Genomic DNA, 21,089 nt, shown 5'->3' with positions numbered 1-21,089 from the left:
AATTCGGTTTCGTTCGTGCAATTCACCCGCCTGTTATGCGACCAACCCGGGCCGAGGGTGACTGCTGGCCCGCGCTTAGCCGACCGGGTACTCGGCGACGGCCTTCTTCACCACCGACTCGAGTTCGCCGGCCAGCAACAACCGCTCCACGACCAGCGCTTCGGCGGCCTCGCGGACCGCGGCGGCATAGTGGTCGCGGGTCGGGTAGCGCTCGGCAACCGACGGCCGGCCCGGCGCGAAATCCAGCTTGCTGCCGATGCGCTCGTACATCACGTCTGGCAGCTCGGCGACGTAGCTGCGGGCGTTCCAGCCGGTGTAGGCGGCCAGTGGCGCGGCGACCGCGGGCAGGCGGATGCCGGCCACCTCGTTGCCGTCGGCGTCGACAGCCGACACCAGGTCAACGTGCGACTCCCCGAGCTGGACGGGCCAGCTGCCGATGCCGCGGTCGGCGTCGGGTCCGAGGTCGACGCGGCGCGACACCGGAAGCCACGCCGGAGACGGCGTGTTCGCGTGGGCGAAGGTGGACAGCACGTCTTTGCGGGCGATCGCGGTGCCATCGCTGGTCCGGGGAACCCGGCTAGCGGGCGGCTCGATGCCGTCGGCGACCCAGTTCTCCAGCGCGATCAGCAGGGCACGGGTGACTGGGGTGACATCGAGGTGATGCACCGGGTTGGCGGCGGGCAGCGCGTCCTTGATCTTGCTGCTGCCGAAGTGGTCGGTGCCGGCCAGCAAGTAGGTACGCACGTCGGGGTCTTCGGGCAGGTCCTGGCCGGTGTGCGGGTCGACGTGGACCAGCGCGCCGTCGCCCTGCCAGTACTCGGTGGAGCTGTTGGTGAAGATCGTCTTTGGCACGCCGCCGAGTTCGCGCTGCCGGGCCAGCAGGTCGGCGTTGCCGTACTTGCCGCGCGTTGCGAAGCCTGTGACGCCTGCGACCGACGGTTGTGCGTAGCGGTGGTTGAACTCGCCGCGGGCGGCGCCGGCGAAGTCGCTGAATACGCCGTCGAAGACCCGCATCCCGGACTCGTCGACGTTGAGGCCGTCGGACAGGAACTGGCGCAGCAACCGGCCGGCCTGCGAGACGCCGTAGGCGAAGGTGTGCTCGATGCGGTCACCACGCAGGTGCGAGACGACATCGCGGATGGCCAGCAAGCCGCAACCGGCGACCGGGGCGAGGGCTGTGCGGTACACCAGCTCATACCAGTGGAACGGTTGGAAGCCGCCGTCCAGCGCGACGTGGGTCTGGTCGGTGAAGCGCCAGGTGTCCCGGGGGATGGTAGTGGGCTCGGCGTCGGGTGCGGTGCGCACAGTCAGCACGGCCTGCGGGTCGTCGACGTCGACGGTCGGGTAGTCGGTGAAGTTGAATAGCACGTCGGCGCCGGGGATCGATTCGATTTCGGGAGCCGAGAAGCTGAGCCGGTGCTCGGCGTGGGCGGAGTCCGAACGCCACTCCAGCCGCATGAAGCCGGGCTCGACCTTGTCGGCTCCGACCTGCGGGGCTGTGAGACCCAGGATCGCCGGCCCGCGCTGCACGTCCCACTGCCAGCCGCACGAGGCGATGGTCCAGCCGCGGTCCAGCAGGAAGCCGCCCTTGAGCCAGGGCGCGTTGGTGGGCACGCCGCGGTTGGGGACCACGAACAGCAGCTTGCCGTTGCCGCCGTCGACCGGGCGGGTCAGGCGCAGGTCGGCGTCGAAGCGGACGAGCCCGTCGGCGTCGCGCGGAGCGAGCTTCAGGTCGGCGATGGCCTCGTTGGCCAGGTATTCGGGGTCGACGGCGAAGTGCACGGTTGCCTCGACGTTCTCATAGCGGCTGTCGGCGTGCGGGTAGGTGTTCGTCACCTGCACTGATTCGACGGTCATCTCTGCTCCCCTGTTCGCATTCGCACTTGCTTGGAAGAGAGATTGCGGGAGCGGCCTTGGAGAGTTCTAAAAGCCTCCGGGGAGCGCCGGCGTTGGCGGGACTAGTCCGATTTGTCTTTCTCTTTCTTGTCCCTGTCCTTCGTGTAGTTGTCTTCGTCGCCGTCTTCGTCGTCGTCGCCGTCGTCTTCGTCGTCGCCGTCTTCGTCGCTGTCGTCGCTGTGGTCGTCCTTCTTCTCGTCGGACGGCTCGAAGTCGTCGGCCCTGTCCGCATACTTGGTCAGCAACCCGGCCAACTCGCGCGCCGCGTCCGGCGACAGCAAATCCTCGAACAAGCGCTCGTCGTCCTCGGACATACGGCCGAGGTACACCTCGTCGTCCTTGGTTCCGACGTCCCACCGGCCACCCTCGTGCGGAGCCATGCCATGCCGCCTTTCGACTAGAAACCTGGTTCCTGACGACCAGCTACCGTTGTGTACCCACTTCTGTGCGACTGGAGCCGAAGAACTTTGCCATGATCGACGGATGTTCCGGCTGCTGTTCTTTTCACCTCGGATCGCGCCGAATACCGGTAATGCGATCCGGACCGCGGCCGCCACGGGCTGCGAGCTACACCTTGTCGAGCCACTCGGTTTCGACCTGTCCGAACCGAAGTTGCGGCGGGCCGGACTGGACTATCACGACTTGGCGTCGGTGACTGTCCACGCGTCGCTCGAGCGCGCTTGGGCGGCGCTGGCACCGGCACGGGTGTTCGCGTTCACCGCCCAGGCCCAATCGGCGTTCGCGGACGTCGACTACCGGCCTGGCGACGTGTTGATGTTTGGACCCGAACCCACCGGTCTGGACGCAGCGACACTCGCCGACCCGCACATCACCCAGCGGGTGCGGATTCCGATGCTGGCCGGCCGGCGCTCATTGAACCTGGCCAACGCCGCGGCAGTCGCCGTTTACGAGGCCTGGCGGCAACAGGGTTACTCCGGAGCGATCTAGCGCAACCGGAAATACAGAAGCGGACTCGGCGTAGCCGGGCATTCCCCCGTTCGGCAGTGACGGCCTCGGCGGGGCCGCTTTCGATGGCGCCGCCGGCCGTGGGGCAACCCCGGCTAGCTACCAGCTGTTCCAGTGCGTCAGACGCTCGGCCGGCAACCGCTTGGCCGGGCGGAAGTCAGTGCCCTTGGTGTAGGCGATCGGGAACAGGCCGCCCTGGCTGTACTCGTCGAAGGGGATCCCGAGGATGTCGGCCACCTTGCGCTCGCCGTCGCCGAGCAGGTGCAGCGTGGTCCAGCACGAACCCAACCCGCGCGAGCGCAAGGCCAGGCAGAAGCTCCATACCGCCGGGAACAGCGACGCCCAGAACGAGACGCCACCCAGCGGCGACTTGTCTTCCCGGCCCTGGATGCACGGGATCAGCAGCACTGGCGACTCGTGCATGTGCTCGGCGAGGTAGGTGGCGGAGTCGCGCACCTTGCCCATTCGCTCGCCGCGGGTGTCACCTTCGCCGTACTGGGGCGCCGGGGTGCTGAGATAGCCACGGGCGTTGGACAGGTATACGTCGCCGATCGCCCTTTTCTTCTCGGCGTCTTCGACGAAAACCCATTGCCAGCCTTGCGAATTGGAGCCGGTGGGTGCCTGCAAAGCAAGATCGAGACACTCCATCAGCACTTCACGCGGCACTGGCTTGGTGAAATCGAGGCGCTTGCGCACCGAACGGGTAGTGCTCAGAACTTCGTCGACGGTCAAGTTCAATGTCACATTTGGAGGCTACCGTGGCTGCTATGACCATCGAGCTGCCACAAGAGGTTTCCAGCCGACTCACCTCCGACCACTGCGGCTGGTTGACCACCGTCGCCAAATCTGGACAGCCCGTGCCGCGGCTGGTCTGGTTCTACTTCGACGGCACCGACCTGACCGTCTACAGCATGCCCAGCGCCGGCAAGGTGGCGCACATCAAAGCGCGCCCACGCGTCAGCCTGAACCTGGACTCCGACGGCAACGGCGGCGGCATCATCGTGGTCGGTGGGACGGCAGCGATCGACGCCGAGGGTGTGGACTGCCGCGAGGACGGACCGTACTGGGCAAAGTACCGTGATGACTCCGAGGCCGAAGGCCTGACTGACATGATGGGCAACTTCAGCACCCGGTTGCGGATCACCCCGACTAAGTTCTGGACCACACCTACGGCGTGACATTCGCCCGGCGCCAACGCACGATCGCCTTCTCGATTTCGACCGCGACGAAGACCACCGCACCGACAGCCATCGCTTTGATCCATTCGATGTAGCCCAGCGGTGTCGAGCCAAACACGGCGTTCATGGCGGGCGCATACGTGAACGCGAGTTGCAGCGCGGCGCAGACGACGACGGTCAAGAACGCAATTCTGTTGCCGAACAAGCCCACTCGGTTCAGCACCGGCGCGAGCAGGAACCGGTTGTTGAGCAGATGGAACATCTCGGTCACCACGATCGCGTTGACCGCCATGGTTCTGGCGGTCTCGACGCTGGTGCCAAGATGAAGCTCCCCCAGGAACATGCTCAGTGCCCCTGCAGCCATCAATACCGAGACCAGGCAGACCCGCCACACGAAGTAACCACTCAACAGTTTCTCGCTGCGCGGACGTGGTTTTCGCACCATCACGTCGGATTCCGCGGACTCGAAGGCCAGCGCAAGTCCCAGCGTCGACGAGGTGACCAGGTTGATCCACAACACCTGCGCGGGCGTAAGCGGCAGGGTGAACTGGCAGATGATCGCGGCGATGACCACCAGCGCCTCGCCCCCGTTGGTGGGGAGCATGAAAAGGATGAATTTGCGGATGTTGTCGTATGCGGTCCGGCCTTCGGCGACCGCCGCGGCGATGGTGGCGAAGTTGTCGTCGGCGAGCACCATGTCCGATGCCTCCTTGGCGGCCTCGGTGCCCTGACCCCCCATGGCCACGCCGATGTCGGCCTTCTTCAGTGCCGGGGCGTCGTTGACGCCGTCGCCCGTCATCGAGACCACCTCGCCAGTGGCTTGCAGCGCCTGCACCAGGCGGAGCTTGTGCTCGGGGCCGACGCGGGCGAACACATCGCAGTCGCTGGCCACCGTTGTCAGCTCGGTTTCGGTGAGCGCCGCGAGCTCGGCGCCCGTGACGGCCGGGCGGTCACCCATGTCGAGCTGACGCCCGATCTCATGTGCGGTGCCGGCGTGATCGCCGGTGATCATCTTGACGCGGATTCCGGCACGGTGGCAGTCGCGCACCGCAGCGACCGCCTCGGGCCGCAGCGGGTCGATGAGACCGACCAGCCCCAGCATCGTGAAACCGTCGTCCAGGTCGTCCAGCACGAGTTCCCCGGGCGTGCGGGGCGGTGTGCGACGCTCGGCGAGCGCCAGCACGCGCAACCCACGGTCGGCGGTTTGGGTCGCGACTTGTTGCCAGTACTGCTTGTCGAGGGCGCCCTCGCCCGCGGCGTCGAGCTGTGCGGTGCAGATATTGAGCACCCGCTCGGGTGCCCCCTTCACCAGCACCAGGTGTTTGCCGTCGGGCCCGTTGTGCAAGGTTCCCATCATGCGGTGCTCGGACTCGAAGGGCACCGAGCTGATCCGTGGGCATCTGGCCTCGGTGGCGTCGTAGAAGATTTTCGCCTTGGCACCCACGACTAGCAGCGCCGCCTCGGTCGGATCGCCCGCGATGGTCCAGGTACCGGCCTCGTTGTACAGCGCCGCGTCGTTGCACAGCACTGCGGCACGCAACATGGCCAGCAGCGCCGCATTCCCGGCCGGGTCGACGGCGCGTCCGTCGCTGGTGATATCGCCGTCGGGGACGTAGCCAATGCCGTCGACGTCGAAATGCTCTCCGGCGCAGACCAGGCGCTGCACGGTCATCTCGTTTTTGGTGAGGGTGCCGGTCTTGTCTGAGCAGATCACCGTCACCGATCCGAGCGCTTCGACAGCCGGAAGACGCCGGATGATCGCGTGCCGGCGAGACATCCGCTGCACGCCGATGGCCAGCGTCACGGTCATGATCGCGGGCAAACCTTCGGGGATGGCCGACGCCGCAAGCGCCACCACCATCATGAACATCTCTTTTAGGCTGTGCCCGTGCCACAACACGCCGAACGCATAGATCGCCACGCTGCTCAGCAGGATCACCGCGGCGAGCATCCGGCCGAAATAGTTGATCTGACGCAATAGTGGCGTGCTGCTCAGCGAGATGTCTTTGAGCATCTGGTCGATGCGGCCTAGCTCGCTGTCGCTGCCGGTGGCGACCACGACGCCGGTCGCCTGCCCATGGACCACCAAGGTGCCCGAATGCGCCATGCCCGCTCGTTCGGCGATGGAGACATTGGCGGGAACGGGGTCGGTGGATTTCTCCACCGGCAGCGACTCGCCAGTGAGGGTGGCCTCGTCCACTCGCAGTCCGTCGACCGAGATCAACCGCAAATCCGCGGGCACCCGATCACCCGGGACCAGCTTGACGATGTCGCCGGGCACCAGGTGGATGGCCTCGATATCGACGGTTCGGCCGTCGCGAACCACCGTCGCGTGCGGCGACAGCATCCCGCGGATGGCGTTCATCGCCGACTCGGCCCTGCCCTCCTGGATGAAGGCAACCACGGCGTTGACGAACACCGCGGCGAGCAGCACCGCGGAGTCCACCCAGTGTTGAAGCAGCGCGGTGATCACCGCCGCCGCGGTCATGACGTAGAGCAGGACATTGTGGAATTGACGGATGAAGCGCACGAACACGTTCTGCTGTTTGCTCGCCGTCAATTGGTTGAGACCGTATTTGGCCCGCCGCCGCCGAACCTCCTCCGCACTGAGCCCCACACCGCCCGAGCCGAGCTGCTGATGGACTTCCTCAGGGGTCAGGGAGTGCCACAGGGCGTCCTGGCGCGCGGCGGATCGGTTCTCGTCGGTCTCGATGGTCAGTGGTTTGTCCTAAGCAGATTTCGATGGGCACTCCCCCTCTTCCATGGGTAGCGACTCTTGGTGGCGAAGGCAAAGTGGTCAGTGAAGTGCAGATGAAACACAAAGATCCGCGGTTTGCCGAACTTGTGGTCATCGGAAATCCCGGGACTTCGAGCCGACGGCAAGATTGATCCGACCGATTCGTTCGGCGACCACGGTCACCGCGCCACTGGCGTTCTGTACCTGACCGCGGATCAGCAGCGCCGGCGACGTCTGCGCCAGCTTGCGGTGCCGCATCCACACTCCTGGCGTGCAGAGCACGTTGACCATGCCGGTCTCGTCTTCGAGGTTGACGAACGTCACCCCCTGGGCGGTGGCGGGCCGCTGCCGGTGTGTCACCGCCCCGGCGATCAGCACCCGGTCCCCGTCGGACACCGACCCCAACTTCACCGCCGGTATCACCCCTAGCGCGTCGAGGTCGGCCCGCAGGAACTGGGTCGGATAGCTGTCCGGGGAGACACCGGTGGCCCACACGTCGGCGGCGGCCAGCTCCAGCTCGCTCATCCCGGGTAGCGCCGGGATGTGTGACGACGAGCCCACCCCCGGTAACCGGTCCGGCCGTTGGGTGGCCGCCGCCCCGGCCGCCCACAGCGCCTGCCGGCGCGACATCTCAAAGCAGCCCAGCGCCCCGGACGTCGCCAACGCCTCGGTCTGCGGCACGCTCAATTGCAGCCGGGTCGTCAGGTCGAGCAGAGAAACGAAGGGGCCGTTGGCTTTTCGTTCGTCGACCAGTTTCTCGGCCAGGTCGTCGCCAATATGGCGCACTGCACCCAGGCCGAGGCGTACCTCCGTTCCCGCGTTCTGCAGCGTCGCGGAAGCCAGGCTGGCGTTGACACACGGACCATGCACCAACACCCCGTGCCGGCGCGCATCGGCCACCAGTGATTGCGGCGAATAGAAACCCATCGGCTGGGCGCGCAACAAAGCGGCGCAGAACGCCGCCGGATGGTGCAGCTTGAACCACGACGAGTAGAACACCAGCGACGCGAACGACAGCGCGTGACTCTCGGGGAAGCCGAAGTTGGCGAACGCCTCCAGCTTTTCGTAAGTCCGCTCGATCACCTCGTCATCGGCACCGTGCAACCGGCGCATGCCGTCGTAGAAGCGATCGCGTAGTTCGCGCATGCGTTCGGTCGAGCGCTTGGATCCCATGGCGCGGCGCAATTGATCGGCTTCGGCGGCGGAGAAGCCCGCGCAGTCGACCGCGAGTTGCATCAGTTGCTCCTGAAAAAGCGGCACCCCCAGCGTCTTCTGCAGTGCCGACTCCATCGACGGGTGGTCATACACCACCGGATCCAGTCCGTTGCGCCGCCGGATGTAAGGGTGCACCGACCCACCCTGGATGGGCCCTGGCCGGATCAGCGCGACCTCCACCACCAGGTCGTAGAAGACCCGGGGCCGCAGTCGCGGCAGGGTAGCCATCTGCGCGCGCGACTCCACCTGGAACACCCCGACCGAATCGGCCCGCTGCAGCATTTCGTACACCGCGGGTTCGGACAGGTCGAGCCGGGCAAAGTCCACCTCGATGCCCTTGTGCTCGGCCACCAGATCCCGCGCATAGTGCAGGGCCGACAGCATGCCCAGCCCCAGCAGGTCGAACTTCACCAAACCGATTGCGGCACAGTCGTCTTTGTCCCACTGCAGGACGCTGCGGTTCTCCATGCGGGCCCATTCCACCGGGCACACGTCGGCGATCGGACGGTCGCAGATCACCATACCTCCGGAATGGATACCCATGTGCCGCGGCAGATTTCGGATTTGGTTTGCCAAATCCACCACTTGCTCGGGAATGCCTTCGATATCGGAAGGCTGGCCCGACCAGTGGCTGATCTGCTTGCTCCACGCATCCTGCTGTCCCTGCGAGAAACCCAGGGCACGTGCCATGTCGCGCACCGCGCTGCGGGCGCGGTAGGTGATGACGTTGGCCACCTGGGCGGCGTAGTCACGGCCGTACTTGTCGTAAACGTACTGGATCACCTTCTCACGCTGATCGGACTCGATGTCGATGTCGATGTCGGGTGGCCCGTCACGGGCGGGCGACAGGAACCGCTCGAACAACAAGTCGTTGGCGATCGGGTCTACGGCGGTAACACCGAGGGCATAGCAGACCGCAGAGTTGGCCGCCGATCCCCGGCCCTGGCACAGGATGTCGTGGTCGCGACAGAACCGGGTGATGTCGTGCACCACCAGGAAATATCCCGGAAATTTCAGTTGCGCAATAACTTTCAGTTCGTGCTCAATCTGAGCGTACGCCTTGCGTGCCCGTTCGGCGGGACCGTAGCGATCGGCGGCGCCCCTAATAGTCAGTGCCCGCAGCCAGCTGTCCTCGGTATGCCCGGCCGGGACGTCGAACGGCGGCAGCTGCGGCGCGATGAGCGCCAGGCCGAACGCGCACTGCTCCCCGAGTTCGGCGGCCGCGGTGACCGCATCCGGCCGCTGGGCGAACAGCCGCGCCATCTCCTGCCCGGAGCGCAGGTGCGAGCCGCCCAGCGGGGCCAGCCAGCCGGAGGCAGCGTCCAGGGATTGACGGGCCCTGATCGCGCCCATCGCCATAGCCAGTCGGCGCCGCGACGGATGGGCGAAGTGCGCTCCGGTGGTGGCCACCACACCGACCCCGAAATGCGGGGCTAACCCGGCGAGCATCGCGTTGCGCTCGTCGTCGAGAGGCTGACCGTGGTGGGTCAGTTCGATGCTCACCCGGTGCGCCCCGAACCGATCCACCAGGTCGGCCAGGGCGCGACGCGCAGCATCGGGCCCTCCACTGGAAAGCGCTTGGCGCACAGACCCTTTGCGACATCCGGTGAGAATGTGCCAGTGGCCGTCGGCTGCTTCGCCCAGTGCGTCGAGGTCGTAGCGCAGCTTGCCCTTCTCGCCCCCGGCAAGGTGCGCCGCAGCCAACTGCCGGGACAGCCGCCGATACCCTTCGGGACCGCGAGCCAACACCAACAGGTGCGGACCTGGCGGGTCTGGCTCCTCGGTGCGAGCCTGGCAGCTCAAGGAGAGTTCGGCGCCGAACACCGTGCGCACGCCCAACTCGGTGGCGGCTTCGGCAAACCGCACCGCCCCGTACAGGCCGTCGTGGTCGGTCAGCGCCAGCGCGCGCAGATCCAGCCGGGCGGCCTCCTCGACCATCTCCTCCGGCGTGCTGGCCCCGTCGAGGAAGCTGTACGCCGAATGCGCATGCAATTCGGCATACGCGACGGACGAGCGGACCCGTTGCCCGTCCGGTTTTGCTTTATATGAGCCACGTGTGTGCGATTGCGGCGCATCCAGGGACGGATCAGGCGGGCCGGCCGGCACCGGCTCGCCGGCATGGCGCGGCTTGCTGTCCAGAACTCGCTCCATTTCGGCCCAACTCGGCGGACCGTGGTACCAACCCATGCCTGCAATATATCGAACATTTGTTCGAGCAAGGAGGGCTGTGGCGCCGCCTGGGGACATACCATCGGAACAGCTTTCGAACGTGACCGAAACAATTTGCGAACAACAAACCTCGACAAGCCATCTGCGCTGTTAAAGCTATCTTTATTCGGACAACACACTGTTAACCTGCCGGGCCTACCGAAGCAGCCGTCCCACACCAATACTGGTACAACTTGAAAAAACAGGTGGGGGCAGAGCATGGCACGATTGGCGACACTGGAGGCGGGGCCCATCGGCAGTCCCGGACGCGCCCGCTACCCAAGCATGGCGATGGGAGCCGCGGCCCTTCTGGCGGGGCCGGCTCCGGACAACCACCGCATCACGGCTTTGCTGGCTGAACACATCGAGCCCGAATTCGACCCCGCACGCCATATCCAGCGGGTGTCGCTGCCACCACCCGGCGACGACGCCGAATTGTCCCGCGCCATCGCCCACGCCCTGGAACGCCCCCTCGATCCGGCGCGTCCGCAGTGGGAGTGCTGGATCATCGAGCGAGTCGCCGACGATCGCTGGGCGATCTTGATCAAGGCCCACCACAGCATGGCGCCGGCCGCTCAACTGTTCGCCCGGCTCTGCGACGGCGGCGCCGGCATGTTCGCCAACACGCTTGTGCCGAAACAGGTTTCGCCGTCCAATTCCGCTCATCTCAGCTGGCCCGATACCCTGCTGCGGGCGCCATTCGGCGTCGTCAAGGCCGCGGCGGGGGTCGTCACTGGGACCACGATCGGCCTTGTCGCCGCGGCCGGCAACATAGCGGCGTTGACCTCTCCGGTCGGTTCGCAGAACACGCTGAGGCATTACCGCACGGTCCGGGTCCCCCGCGCCACCGCCGAGGACGTGGCCAGAAAGTTCGGAGTCAGTCCCGACGATGTCGCACTGGCGGCCGTCGCCGAGGGCTTCCGGACCGCGCTGCTCCGCCGCGGCGAGCGACCACGGGCCGATTCGCTGAGATCTGTGGGATCGGTGCTCTCGCCGTTGCCGGTACACCACGACGACCCCGTGATGCAACTGCGGGCGGTGCACACCGCCGCCCTGCAGAACGGCGCGCTCCCAACTGGATATTCACCATTAGCATTGTGCAACAAGGCAATTCAAGTGCTTACCGGCGCATCGCGCAGCCGTGTCGTGACGCTGGCCAGCCATGCGTCGGGACCGCGACGACCATTGACGCTGATGGGCCGGCAGATCGTGGAGTTGCTGCCAATCCCACCGACTGCCCCCCAGCTCAGCACCGGAGTCGCGGTGTTCGGTTACGGCGACGAGCTGGTGTTCGGCCTCACCGCCGACTACGACGGCGCACCCATGCTCGAGCACTTGGCCGCGGGCATCGAAGCGGGCATGACCCGGCTGGCGGCACTTACCCAAAACTCGGTCGTGCCCTTCGCGCGCCGGCGCAGGCGCTCCCCACGGGCCCTGCCCAATGGTGCTGCGCCGTCGCGGCCATCGCCGCTGCGAGCGCGCCGCCCCTGATGTCGATTGCCCACCCGTGAGAAGGTGGGTCCATGTCGGTCACCATCGATCCGCGACGTATCGACGCCGTTCTGTTTGACACGGCGTTGGCCTGCACCGAAACGGTCGAGAACCGGTTACGCGACATCCACCTCGGCACCGGCAGCTTCATCTCCGACGGCCGCGCGCCCGTCGCGAAGGCCGAGCAGTTGGGGGTGCGCCCGGAACGTTGCGCCGTCGTCGCCGCCGAAGACTCGGGTGTCGACGCTGCCCGGGCGGGCGGATTCGCATTGGTGATCCGGGTCGGGAGCGACGCTGGTGCTGCGGACGCGGTGGTCACCAGTACCGATGAAATCCGCGTCCGCACCGGAGACAAGCGCATCTCCGAGCTGCCCGATGCCCTGGACGTGCTGAGCCAAATCGCCGGTTCAACTGCAGTCTTCTTCGACTTCGACGGCACCCTGTCGGAGATCGTGAACGATCCCGACGCGGCCAGGCCTGCCCACGGGGTGCCGGAGGCGCTCCAAAAGCTAGCGGCGCGGTGCCCGGTCGCGATCCTCAGCGGGCGCGACCTCGCCGATGTGTCCAAACGTGTCGGCCTGCCTGGTATCTGGTACGCCGGCAGTCACGGCTTCGAGCTCACGGCGCCGGACGGTACTCACCACCAGAATGAGGACGCGGCCGCGGCCATACCGGTTCTCGAACAGGCAGCCGCCGAGTTACGTGGACGGCTCAGCTCCATACCCGGCGTTGTGGTGGAACACAAGCGGTTCGGCGTCGCGGTGCACTACCGCAACGCGGCACGGGATCGAGTGGGCGAGGTGTCCGCGGCGGTGCGCACCGCGGGCCGCCGCGACGCACTACGTGTGACGACCGGACGCGAGGTCATCGAGCTACGCCCAGATCTGGACTGGGACAAGGGAAAAACACTGCGCTGGGTCATCGAGCATCTAGGCCCGGGAAGCGAGTCCCTGCTGCCGATCTACCTCGGTGACGATATCACCGACGAGGACGCATTCGACGCGATCCGCGAAGACGGGGTGCCGATCATGGTGCGGCACAGCGACGACGGCGATCGTGCCACAGCCGCCGAGTACACCTTGGAAAGTCCGGCCGCGGTCGCCGAGTTCACCGATCGATTGGCACGCCAACTCGATCCCAGGTAGCGAGGCGGCGTGGGCTGCAGCCTCGCGCTCCGCGGATAGCTGCCGCGTATCGCACTTCCTATGAATTCGGCGACGCAATGCGTCAATCCCACCCCCGAGGACCGGTTGCCCCGCTACCATCGCGCCGTAACCGCGGGAGGTAGAGCCTTGTCCTTTGTAGTCACCGACCTGCAAGCATTGTCAACTGCAGCAACCGATCTGGCCGGTATCAGATCGGTGATCAGCTCCGCGAATGCGGCAGCCTCGGTGCCGACGGCACAGCTGGCAGCCGCCGCCGCGGACGAGATTTCGGTTGCAGTCTCGGCATTGTTCGGGCAGTACGCCCAGACCTACCAAACCCTCAGCCGGCAGGCGAACGCCCTGCACGAGCGATTCGTGCAGACCCTCAACGGTGCCGCCGCAGCCTACGCCAGCGCCGAGGCCACCACCGCGCAGAGTCTGCTCGACGATATCAATGCACGCACCATGGCGCTGGTGGGCCGTCCATTGATCGGTGACGGCGCCAACGGTGCGCCCGGACAGGCCGGCGGGGCCGGTGGATTGCTGATCGGCAACGGCGGTAACGGCGGCGACAGCACCACCTCCGGTGTGGCGGGCGGTGCGGGCGGCTCAGCCGGTCTGATCGGCAACGGGGGGCGGGGCGGCGCCGGCGGGGCGGGCGCGGCCGGGGGCGCCGGGGGCAATGGCGGCTGGCTCTATGGCAACGGAGGACTTGGCGGCGGCGGTGGTACCGCAACCGCTCCCGGCGGCAACGGGGGCGCCGGGGGTGCCGGCGGCAGTGCTGGCCTGTGGGGTTCGGGCGCCGACGGCGGAGCGGGCGGCCACGGGAACGGGACTAGTGGGGGCACCGGCGGCAACGGTGGGGCCGGCGGCGCTGGCGGCGACGGCGGCTGGCTGCACGGCAACGCCGGATCGGGCGGTAGCGGCGGCAACGCCGGCGCCGGTAGCACCAACCTGGACACTTCGGTTGGCGGCACCGGCGGGGCCGGTGGCCGGGCCTGGCTGAGCGGCAACGGCGGCGTCGGCGGGCTAGGCGGCAATGGCGGCGACGTCACCGGTTTGGGTCAGGTCGGCGGGGCGGGCGGCGGCGGTGGCGCCGGCGGCGCGAGCGGCTGGCTATTCGGCACCGCGGGACATGGGGGCAACGGCGGGATCGGCGGCACCATCAATGACGAACAAAGCATCGGCGGCGCCGGAGGCAGCGGTGGCTCGGGCGGCGCCGCGGGGTGGCTTGTCGGCAACGGCGCAGCGGGCGGCAACGGCGGGGCTGGCGGGGTGAACAACGGCAGCTTCGGCAGGGGCGGGGCGGGCGGCATCGGCGGCACCGGCGGGTCCGCAGCCTGGCTCTACGGCAATGGCGGCAGCGGCGGCACTGGCGGCGCCGGTGGCAAGATCACCGCGCTGGCGTCGGGTTCGGCGGGTGCCGGCGGTGCGGGCGGGTCCGGCGGCGAGGGTGCGCTACTGCTCGGCAACGGAGGTGCGGGCGGATTCGGCGGGGCCGGTGGCGATGCTCTCCAAGACGGTCGAGGCGGCGCCGGCGGCTCTGGCGGATTGGGTGGCGACGCCGGATTGTTCGGCGCGGGTGGTAGCGGCGGTGGCGGCGGCAGCGGCGGCAAGGGTAGCTACTTCAGCGACGCCGGTACGGGGGGCGCCGGCGGTGGCGGGGGCGCCGGCGGCTGGGTCGCCGGGGATGGCGGAGCGGGTGGCGGCGGCGGAGACGGCGGCCCCCAGTCTGCATTCGACAAGGGCGGCAACGCCGGCAACGGCGGATCCGGCGGCTCCGCGCGCGGGCTGATCGGCGATGGCGGACGTGGCGGCAACGGCGGAAGTGGCGGCGGCACCGGCGGCGATGGTGGCAATGGCGGCGCTGGCGGCACATCCGCCCTGTTCGGTGACGGCGGCAACGGCGGAGTTGGCGGAGCCGGCGCGAACGGCACCACCGGCGGCCGCGGCGGAAACGGCGGTGCCGGTGGCAACGCGCAGCTGGTCGGCGATGGCGGCAACGGTGGCGACGGCGGCGCAGCCGGCAACGGGGTCGGCGGCCCTGGCGTGGGCGGGACAGGCGGACTCGGCGGCTCAGCGGGGCTGCTGCTGGGCACCCGTGGTACGAACGGAGTCGACCAGCCCTGACCCTGGGCCGGCCGCGGTCAAGGAGGGCGTGCGATCCGCAAGCTCGGCTTCTTCAGCGTTGTCATGCTCGGGATCAACGCGATCATCGGAGCGGGCATCTTCCTGACCCCAGGTGCGGTGATCAAACTCGCCGGCCCCCTGGCACCGCTCGCCTACGTCTTGGCCGGGTTGTTCGCCGCCACCATGGCGATGGTCTTTGCCACGGCCGCTCGTTACGTCAAGACCAACGGCGCCTCCTACGCCTATACCAATGCCGCGTTCGGCCAGCGCCTGGCCATCTATGTCGGCGTCACGCACGCGGTGATCGCCTCGATCGCCTGGGGCGTACTGGCGTCGCTATTCGTCTCCACATTATTGAAAGTTCTTTTTCCACAACGGCATTGGTCTCAAGACACGGATTTTTTTAGCGTCAAGACGCTGACCTTCCTGGGCTTCGTCGCGGTGTTGTTGACCATCAACCTGTTCGGCAATCGGGTGATTCGGTGGGCCAATGGAATATCGACGCTGGGAAAGGTTTTCGCGCTCTCGGTGTTCATCCTCGGCGGCCTCTGGATCGTCGCGACCCTGCACGTCAACAACTACGCGGACGCCAGTTCCCCGGAGGTCTACCGCCCGGCGCCGTATGCTTTGCTGGGTTTCGTCCAAGTTGGTCAGAGCACCCTGAGCGGTCTGGTCCTTGCGACCGTGGCGGCCCTTTATGCTTTCACCGGTTTCGAGTCGATCGCCAACGCCGCCGAGGAGATGGACGCACCGGAACGCAACCTGCCCCGGGCCATCCCGCTAGCCATCGCCGCCGTCGGCGTCGTCTACGTGCTGGCGGTGACGGTGGCCATGCTGCTGGGCTCGCGCCGGATCGTCGAATCGCACGACACGGTGAAATTGGCGGCCGCAATCGGAAACGAGCCTTTGCGCACCATCGTCGTGCTGGGCGCCTTGGTGTCGATGTTCGGCATCAATGTAGCGGCCTCGTTCGGCGCGCCGCGGCTGTGGTCGGCATTGTCGGACACCGGAACTCTGCCCTTACGGCTCTCCCGCAAGAACCGGTTCGGGGTACCGATGGCGGCGTTCGGCGTTACCGCTGCGCTGGCGCTGGCGTTTCCGCTGGCGCTGCGTTTCGACAACGACAGCCTGATCGGGCTGGCCGTAATCGCCCGGTTCATCCAGTTCATCATCGTGCCGATCGCGTTGATGGAACTCGCGCGTAAACCAGACCAAGCAGCAATCAGGCGAAATATGTTTACCGACAAGGTGTTACCGGTGGCGGCGGTGGTGGTTTCGGTGGCGTTGGCGGTGTCCTTCGACTACCGCACGCTGGTACTCACGCCGCAAGGCGGCGCGAACTATTTCTCGATCGTGTTGCTGGCGCTCACCTTTGTGGTGGTACCCGCCGCGGCCTACGTCCGCTACTACCGGTCCGTCAATCGAACCGGCGCACGCTAACCGTCGATGTACTCGACCTCGCCGTCGTCGAGCACCACGCGCGCACCCAAACCCTCGGCGCCCGATGCCTCGGTGCGGAACAGGGCCTTACCCGGCTCGGTTTTCCAGATCGACGTGGACAACGTCTCGCCGGGGAACACCGGTTTGGTGAACCGGGCGGCGATCGAGGTGATGTTGGCGGCGACGCCATTGCCCAACTCCGAGACCAGCGCGCGGCCCGACACGCCATAAGTGCACAGGCCGTGCAGGATCGGGCGTGGGAAGCCGGCCAGGTTGGTGGCGAACCAGGGGTCGCTGTGCAACGGATTGCGATCCCCGGACAGCCGATAGATCAGCGCCTGGTCCTCGCGAGTGGGGAGGTCGATCCGTGCATCCGGTTCGCGGTTGGGGAACTCTGGAGCCGCGGCCCGCTCCCCCTTCTCGCCACCGAACCCGCCTTCGCCCCGAATTACCAGGTTGGTCAGCGTCTCGGCGACCACCGCGCCGCCGTCCGGATCGGTGCCAACGCCGCGCAGCATCAGCACGGCGTTCTTGCCTTCGCCCTTGTCCTGAATGTCGACAACTTCGGTCACTACCGACAGCTTTCCGGCCGGCGGCAGCGGCGCATGCAGCCGGACGGTCTGCGAGCCGTGCAGCAGCATGGCCCAGTTGAACGAGCCGACCTTGCCGGCCGCCGCGAATGCGGGACAACAGATCACCGCGTAAGTCGGCAACACCTGCTGTGGGATGTCGTGGCTGTTCTCGGTGGTGAAAGCCAGCTCGTCGACACCGGCTCCGACTCCGAGCGCGTATAGCAGGGTGTCGCGGTCGTTCCACTCGAACACCTGGGGTTCGGTGGTCGCGCCGACGGCCTTGGGGTCAATCGCCATGTAGATCTCCTCGTGGTCCCGAAATCACCAAATCACGTCATTTGTGTGACCTAAGCCTCGCAAACCCTTCCCACCGAAGGCATCGGCAGGGCAGGCTATCGCCATGGCGAAGCGCAGCATGTTCTGGACGGGCCCCAAAGTTTTAGCCGTGCTTGTCGCGGCGCTACTCGTCGGCGCGTGCGGTGGCGGCGGCCCGCAGGCGCGCAGCATCACGTTGACCTTGATCCGCAATGCGCAGTCCCAGGCCAATGCCGACGGGATCATCGACACCGCCGAACCCGGTCCCGGCCTCACCCCAGACGGGCAGGGGCAGGCTCAGCAGCTCGCCCACCAAGGTCACCACGACTTCGACAGCATCTATACCTCGCCGATGGCCGCCGACGAGCAGACCGCGGCCCCGCTGGCCGGCAGTATCGGCCGGCAAGCCGAGGTCGTGCAGGGCCTGCGGTCGATCAACGCCGGCTGGTACAACGGCAAGCCGGAGTCGATGTCGAACAGCACCTACATGTTGGCGCCCACTCACTGGGTGGTGGACGGCGACGTGGAGAACACCATCCCCGGCTCGATCAACGGGTCCAACTTCAATTCGCAGTTTTCCGGCGCGATCCGCAAGATCTACGACAGCGGTCACAACAAGCCTGTGGTGTTTTCGCAAGGGAACGCGATCATGGTGTGGACGCTGATGAACGTCAAGAACCCCAAAACCACCCTGCTGAGCACGCATCCGTTGCCCAACGTCGGACGCGTGGTGGTCAGCGGGAACCCGATCACCGGGTGGACGCTGGTCGAGTGGGACGGTGTGCGCAGCTTCGGCTGACTTTGATTACTTGATTACATAGGGGTTGACGCGGGCGCCGTGCTGCGGCCACGATGAGCTGCATGCGGTATGTCGTTACCGGCGGTACCGGGTTTATTGGTCGCCGAGTCGTTGCCCGTCTGCTGGACTCCGATCCCGATGCCCAGGTATGGGTGTTGGTCCGGCGCGCGTCGCTGGGGCGCTTCGAGCGCCTTTCCTTGACGTGGGGTGACCGGGTAAAGCCGCTGGTCGGCGAACTGCCCGGGCTGGATCTCAGCGAGCAGACGACTGCCGAGCTGGGGCGGGTCGACCACCTGGTGCACTGCGCGGCGATCTACGACATCACCGCGGGCTTGGCCGAGCAGCGGTCGGCGAACGTGGATGGCACTCGCGCTGTTATTGCGCTGGCCCAGCGACTCGACGCCACCCTGCACCACGTCTCGTCGATCGCGGTGGCCGGCGACTTCCGCGGCGAATACACCGAGGCCGACTTCGACGTCGACCAGCAGCTGCCGACGCCGTACCACCAGACGAAGTTCGAGGCCGAGGCCCTGGTCAGGACCGCATCGGGGCTGCGGTACCGCATCTACCGCCCCGCGGTGGTAGTCGGCGATTCACGCACCGGCGAGATGGACAAAATCGACGGGCCGTATTACTTCTTCGGTGTCTTGAGAATGCTCGCGGTACTACCCCGGTTCACGCCGCTGATGCTGCCCGACACCGGTCGCACCAACATCGTCCCGGTCGACTACGTGGCCGACGCGATGGTCGCGCTGATCCACGCCGACGGTCTCGACCAGCGCACATTTCATCTGACCGCGCCCAAGACCATCGGCCTGCGCGGCATCTACCGTGGCATCGCACGCGAGGCCGGTCTGCCGCCCTTGCGTGGAGCGCTACCCCGGTCGGTGGCCACCTCGGTGCTGAAGGTCAGCGGGCGCGCCAAGGTGGTGCGAAACATGGCGGCCACCCAACTCGGCATTCCCGCCGAGGTGCTCGACGTGGTCGACCTCGCACCTACGTTCGTCAGCGACGAGACGCAAAAAGCGTTGCAGGGCACCGGGATAGCAGTTCCCGAGTTCGCGGCCTACGCGCCAAAGCTGTGGCGTTACTGGGCCGAGCACCTCGATCCCGACCGGGCCCGCCGCGACGACCCGAACGGGGCTCTGGTCGGACGGCACGTCATCATCACCGGCGCGTCCAGTGGGATCGGCCGGGCGTCGGCCATCGCGGTCGCGGCCCGTGGCGCAACGGTGTTCGCGCTGGCCCGCAACGCCGAGGCGCTCGACCAACTGGTGGCCGACATCCGCGCCGACGGCGGCCAGGCCTACGCCTTCACCTGCGACGTCACCGACTCGGCGTCGGTGGAGCACACCATCAAGGACATCCTGGGCCGGTTCGACCACGTCGACTACCTGGTGAACAACGCCGGACGCTCGATCCGCCGCTCGGTGGTCAACTCCACTGAGCGCCTACATGATTACGAGCGGGTGATGGCGGTCAACTACTTCGGCGCGGTACGGATGGTGCTGGCGCTGTTGCCGCACTGGCGGGAGCGACGGTTCGGCCACGTCGTCAACGTCTCCAGCGCCGGCGTGCAGGCGCGCAATCCCAAGTACAGCTCATATCTGCCCACCAAGGCGGCCCTGGACGCATTCGCCGACGTAGTCTCCACCGAGACGCTGTCCGACCACATCACTTTCACCAACATCCATATGCCGCTGGTGCGTACGCCTATGATTGCGCCGTCCAAGCGGCTCAACCCGGTCCCGGCCATCAGCCCCGAGCGCGCGGCCGCCATGGTGGTACGCGGGCTGGTCGAGAAGCCCGGACGGATTGACACCCCGATGGGCACCCTGGCCGAGGCGGGCAACTACTTCGTGCCCCGGCTCTCGCGAAGGATTCTGCATCAGCTTTATCTGGGCTACCCCGATTCGGCGGCCGCTCGCGGGGTGACCGAAGCCGAAGCCCCTGTCGCACAAAGTTCGCCACCGTCGCCGCGACGCCGTCCTAAGCGCCCGGTGCGCGCGCTCAGGACAGTGGCCGCACCGCGGCCGGTCCGCCGGGCGGTGCGGCTCCTGCCCGGCGTGCATTGGTGATTACTCTCGCGGGGATCGCGGCTACGACGCGGCGGCGGGTCGCCGTCATCAAGCCTCGCAGGTGAATTGGTTGACGTCGATGTAGCCGATCCGGAACATCTTGGCGCAGCCAGTCAGGTACTTCATGTACCGCTCGTACACTTCCTCGGATTGCAGCGCGATGGCCTGATCCCGGTGCGCTTCCAGCGCGGCTGCCCAGATGTCGAGGGTCCTGGCGTAATGCGGTTGCAGCGATTGAACCCGGGTCACCGTGAATCCGTTGGCGGTGGCGCGCTGCTCCACCATCGGGATCGAGGGCAGTCGGCCACCGGGAAAGATCTCCGTGACAATGAATTTGACGAATCGGGCGAACTCGAAGGACAACGGCATGCCCCGTTCCTTCATTTCCATCGGGTGCAACCCGGTGATGGTGTGCAGCAGCATGATTCCGTCCCGCGGCAGCAAGCGGTGTGCGAGCGTGAAGAACGCGTCGTAGCGCTCGTGGCCGAAATGCTCGAACGCCCCGATGCTCACGATCCGGTCGACGGGTTCGTCGAACTGCTCCCAGCCTTGCAGCAGAACACGTTTGGAACGCGAACTCCCGGACTTGGCGAACAGCTGCTCGACATGCTGGGCCTGGTTCTTGCTCAGGGTCAGCCCGACGACGTTGACGTCGTAGCGCTCCACCGCACGCATCATGGTCGCGCCCCAGCCACAACCGACGTCGAGCAGCGTCATGCCCGGTTGAAGGCCGAGCTTGCCCAGCGCGAGATCGATCTTGGCGATCTGCGCCTGTTCCAGCGTCATGTCCTCGCGCTCGAAGTAGGCGCAGCTGTAGGTCTGGGTGGGGTCCAAGAACAGCCGGAAGAAGTCGTCGGACAGGTCGTAGTGCGCCTGGACGTCTTCGAAATGCGGCTCCAGCTCATCGGGCATCAGGCCA

The 21,089-nt window shown here is 66.8% G+C and carries 15 protein-coding genes; 8 read left to right on the top strand and 7 right to left on the bottom strand.

Annotated features, from left to right (window positions below; translation table 11 throughout):
- Positions 1 to 75: 75 nt before the first annotated feature.
- Both H0P51_RS05795 and H0P51_RS05790 read right to left on the bottom strand, forming a co-directional pair.
- A complete protein-coding gene (locus H0P51_RS05795; protein ID WP_180917038.1) occupies positions 76 to 1,857 on the bottom strand; it encodes an alpha/beta hydrolase domain-containing protein in 1,782 nt (593 codons plus the stop codon).
- 101 nt (positions 1,858 to 1,958) lie between these two features.
- The gene (locus H0P51_RS05790; RefSeq protein WP_180917037.1) at positions 1,959 to 2,276 is read right to left on the bottom strand and encodes a hypothetical protein; all 318 of its coding nucleotides are present in this window, start codon (positions 2,274 to 2,276) and stop codon (positions 1,959 to 1,961) included.
- Positions 2,277 to 2,379: 103 nt separating this feature from the next.
- Between H0P51_RS05790 and H0P51_RS05785 the strand changes: the two genes are divergently transcribed.
- Entirely contained in the window at positions 2,380 to 2,844 is a 465-nt protein-coding gene (locus tag H0P51_RS05785) for a tRNA (cytidine(34)-2'-O)-methyltransferase (RefSeq protein ID WP_180917036.1), read from the top strand.
- A gap of 117 nt (positions 2,845 to 2,961) precedes the next feature.
- Here H0P51_RS05785 and H0P51_RS05780 read toward each other — a convergent pair whose 3' ends face one another.
- Positions 2,962 to 3,606 carry a nitroreductase family protein gene (locus H0P51_RS05780; RefSeq protein ID WP_180917035.1) on the bottom strand — a complete coding sequence of 215 codons (645 nt, stop codon included), beginning with the start codon at positions 3,604 to 3,606 and terminating at the stop codon, positions 2,962 to 2,964.
- A gap of 23 nt (positions 3,607 to 3,629) precedes the next feature.
- On the opposite strand from H0P51_RS05780, the gene H0P51_RS05775 reads away from it, so the two are divergent.
- Positions 3,630 to 4,040, top strand: a complete 411-nt coding sequence (locus H0P51_RS05775; RefSeq protein WP_180917034.1) for a TIGR03667 family PPOX class F420-dependent oxidoreductase — start codon at positions 3,630 to 3,632, stop codon at positions 4,038 to 4,040.
- Here the strand turns inward: H0P51_RS05775 and H0P51_RS05770 are convergent.
- Both H0P51_RS05770 and H0P51_RS05765 read right to left on the bottom strand, forming a co-directional pair.
- Entirely contained in the window at positions 4,030 to 6,699 is a 2,670-nt protein-coding gene (locus H0P51_RS05770) for a cation-transporting P-type ATPase (RefSeq protein ID WP_180918771.1), read from the bottom strand. The two genes, H0P51_RS05775 and H0P51_RS05770, sit on opposite strands and share 11 nt — an antisense overlap.
- Positions 6,700 to 6,888: 189 nt before the next feature.
- Positions 6,889 to 10,179 (bottom strand): error-prone DNA polymerase, encoded by a 3,291-nt coding sequence (locus H0P51_RS05765; RefSeq protein ID WP_180917033.1) that lies wholly within the window; start codon positions 10,177 to 10,179, stop codon positions 6,889 to 6,891.
- Positions 10,180 to 10,419: 240 nt separating this feature from the next.
- Here H0P51_RS05765 and H0P51_RS05760 point away from each other — a divergent pair, with 240 nt between their 5' ends.
- The 4 genes from H0P51_RS05760 (at position 10,420) to H0P51_RS05745 (ending at position 16,406) form a co-directional block, all read left to right on the top strand.
- Positions 10,420 to 11,691, top strand: a complete 1,272-nt coding sequence (locus H0P51_RS05760) for a wax ester/triacylglycerol synthase domain-containing protein (RefSeq protein ID WP_180917032.1) — start codon at positions 10,420 to 10,422, stop codon at positions 11,689 to 11,691.
- A 32-nt stretch (positions 11,692 to 11,723) separates the two neighbouring features.
- A complete protein-coding gene (otsB, locus tag H0P51_RS05755; RefSeq protein WP_180917031.1) occupies positions 11,724 to 12,836 on the top strand; it encodes a trehalose-phosphatase in 1,113 nt (370 codons plus the stop codon).
- A 147-nt stretch (positions 12,837 to 12,983) separates the two neighbouring features.
- Positions 12,984 to 14,966, top strand: coding sequence for a PE family protein (locus tag H0P51_RS05750; RefSeq protein WP_246398418.1), 1,983 nt, complete (start codon positions 12,984 to 12,986; stop codon positions 14,964 to 14,966).
- Between the two features lie 63 nt (positions 14,967 to 15,029).
- The gene (locus tag H0P51_RS05745) at positions 15,030 to 16,406 is read left to right on the top strand and encodes an APC family permease (protein ID WP_180917029.1); all 1,377 of its coding nucleotides are present in this window, start codon (positions 15,030 to 15,032) and stop codon (positions 16,404 to 16,406) included.
- On the opposite strand, the gene H0P51_RS05740 is transcribed toward H0P51_RS05745, so the two are convergent.
- A complete protein-coding gene (locus H0P51_RS05740) occupies positions 16,403 to 17,275 on the bottom strand; it encodes a MaoC/PaaZ C-terminal domain-containing protein (protein ID WP_180917028.1) in 873 nt (290 codons plus the stop codon). The genes H0P51_RS05745 and H0P51_RS05740 overlap by 4 nt on opposite strands.
- Positions 17,276 to 17,378: 103 nt before the next feature.
- Between H0P51_RS05740 and H0P51_RS05735 the strand changes: the two genes are divergently transcribed.
- Positions 17,379 to 18,092 (top strand): histidine phosphatase family protein, encoded by a 714-nt coding sequence (locus tag H0P51_RS05735; RefSeq protein ID WP_180917027.1) that lies wholly within the window; start codon positions 17,379 to 17,381, stop codon positions 18,090 to 18,092.
- Between the two features lie 62 nt (positions 18,093 to 18,154).
- Positions 18,155 to 20,170 (top strand): SDR family oxidoreductase, encoded by a 2,016-nt coding sequence (locus tag H0P51_RS05730; RefSeq protein WP_180917026.1) that lies wholly within the window; start codon positions 18,155 to 18,157, stop codon positions 20,168 to 20,170.
- Between the two features lie 48 nt (positions 20,171 to 20,218).
- Here H0P51_RS05730 and cmaA1 read toward each other — a convergent pair whose 3' ends face one another.
- Positions 20,219 to 21,082, bottom strand: a complete 864-nt coding sequence (gene cmaA1, locus H0P51_RS05725) for a cyclopropane mycolic acid synthase CmaA1 (protein WP_180917025.1) — start codon at positions 21,080 to 21,082, stop codon at positions 20,219 to 20,221.
- Positions 21,083 to 21,089: the final 7 nt, after the last annotated feature.

Source organism: Mycobacterium vicinigordonae (assembly GCF_013466425.1).
Classification (GTDB): domain Bacteria; phylum Actinomycetota; class Actinomycetes; order Mycobacteriales; family Mycobacteriaceae; genus Mycobacterium; species Mycobacterium vicinigordonae.
This window is presented reverse-complemented; position numbering and strand designations above follow the sequence as displayed.

Excerpts from the sequence above, each read along its gene's own strand:
- H0P51_RS05765 (WP_180917033.1), bottom strand. The coding sequence starts at position 10,179 with ATGGGTTGGTACCACGGTCCGCCGAGTTGGGCCGAAATGGAGCGAGTT.
- H0P51_RS05735 (WP_180917027.1), top strand. The coding sequence starts at position 17,379 with ATGGCGAAGCGCAGCATGTTCTGGACGGGCCCCAAAGTTTTAGCCGTG.
- H0P51_RS05790 (WP_180917037.1), bottom strand. The coding sequence starts at position 2,276 with ATGGCTCCGCACGAGGGTGGCCGGTGGGACGTCGGAACCAAGGACGAC.
- H0P51_RS05730 (WP_180917026.1), top strand. The coding sequence starts at position 18,155 with ATGCGGTATGTCGTTACCGGCGGTACCGGGTTTATTGGTCGCCGAGTC.
- H0P51_RS05785 (WP_180917036.1), top strand. The coding sequence starts at position 2,380 with ATGTTCCGGCTGCTGTTCTTTTCACCTCGGATCGCGCCGAATACCGGT.
- otsB (WP_180917031.1), top strand. The coding sequence starts at position 11,724 with ATGTCGGTCACCATCGATCCGCGACGTATCGACGCCGTTCTGTTTGAC.
- H0P51_RS05795 (WP_180917038.1), bottom strand. The coding sequence starts at position 1,857 with ATGACCGTCGAATCAGTGCAGGTGACGAACACCTACCCGCACGCCGAC.
- H0P51_RS05745 (WP_180917029.1), top strand. The coding sequence starts at position 15,030 with ATGCTCGGGATCAACGCGATCATCGGAGCGGGCATCTTCCTGACCCCA.
- H0P51_RS05760 (WP_180917032.1), top strand. The coding sequence starts at position 10,420 with ATGGCACGATTGGCGACACTGGAGGCGGGGCCCATCGGCAGTCCCGGA.
- H0P51_RS05775 (WP_180917034.1), top strand. The coding sequence starts at position 3,630 with ATGACCATCGAGCTGCCACAAGAGGTTTCCAGCCGACTCACCTCCGAC.
- cmaA1 (WP_180917025.1), bottom strand. The coding sequence starts at position 21,082 with ATGCCCGATGAGCTGGAGCCGCATTTCGAAGACGTCCAGGCGCACTAC.
- H0P51_RS05740 (WP_180917028.1), bottom strand. The coding sequence starts at position 17,275 with ATGGCGATTGACCCCAAGGCCGTCGGCGCGACCACCGAACCCCAGGTG.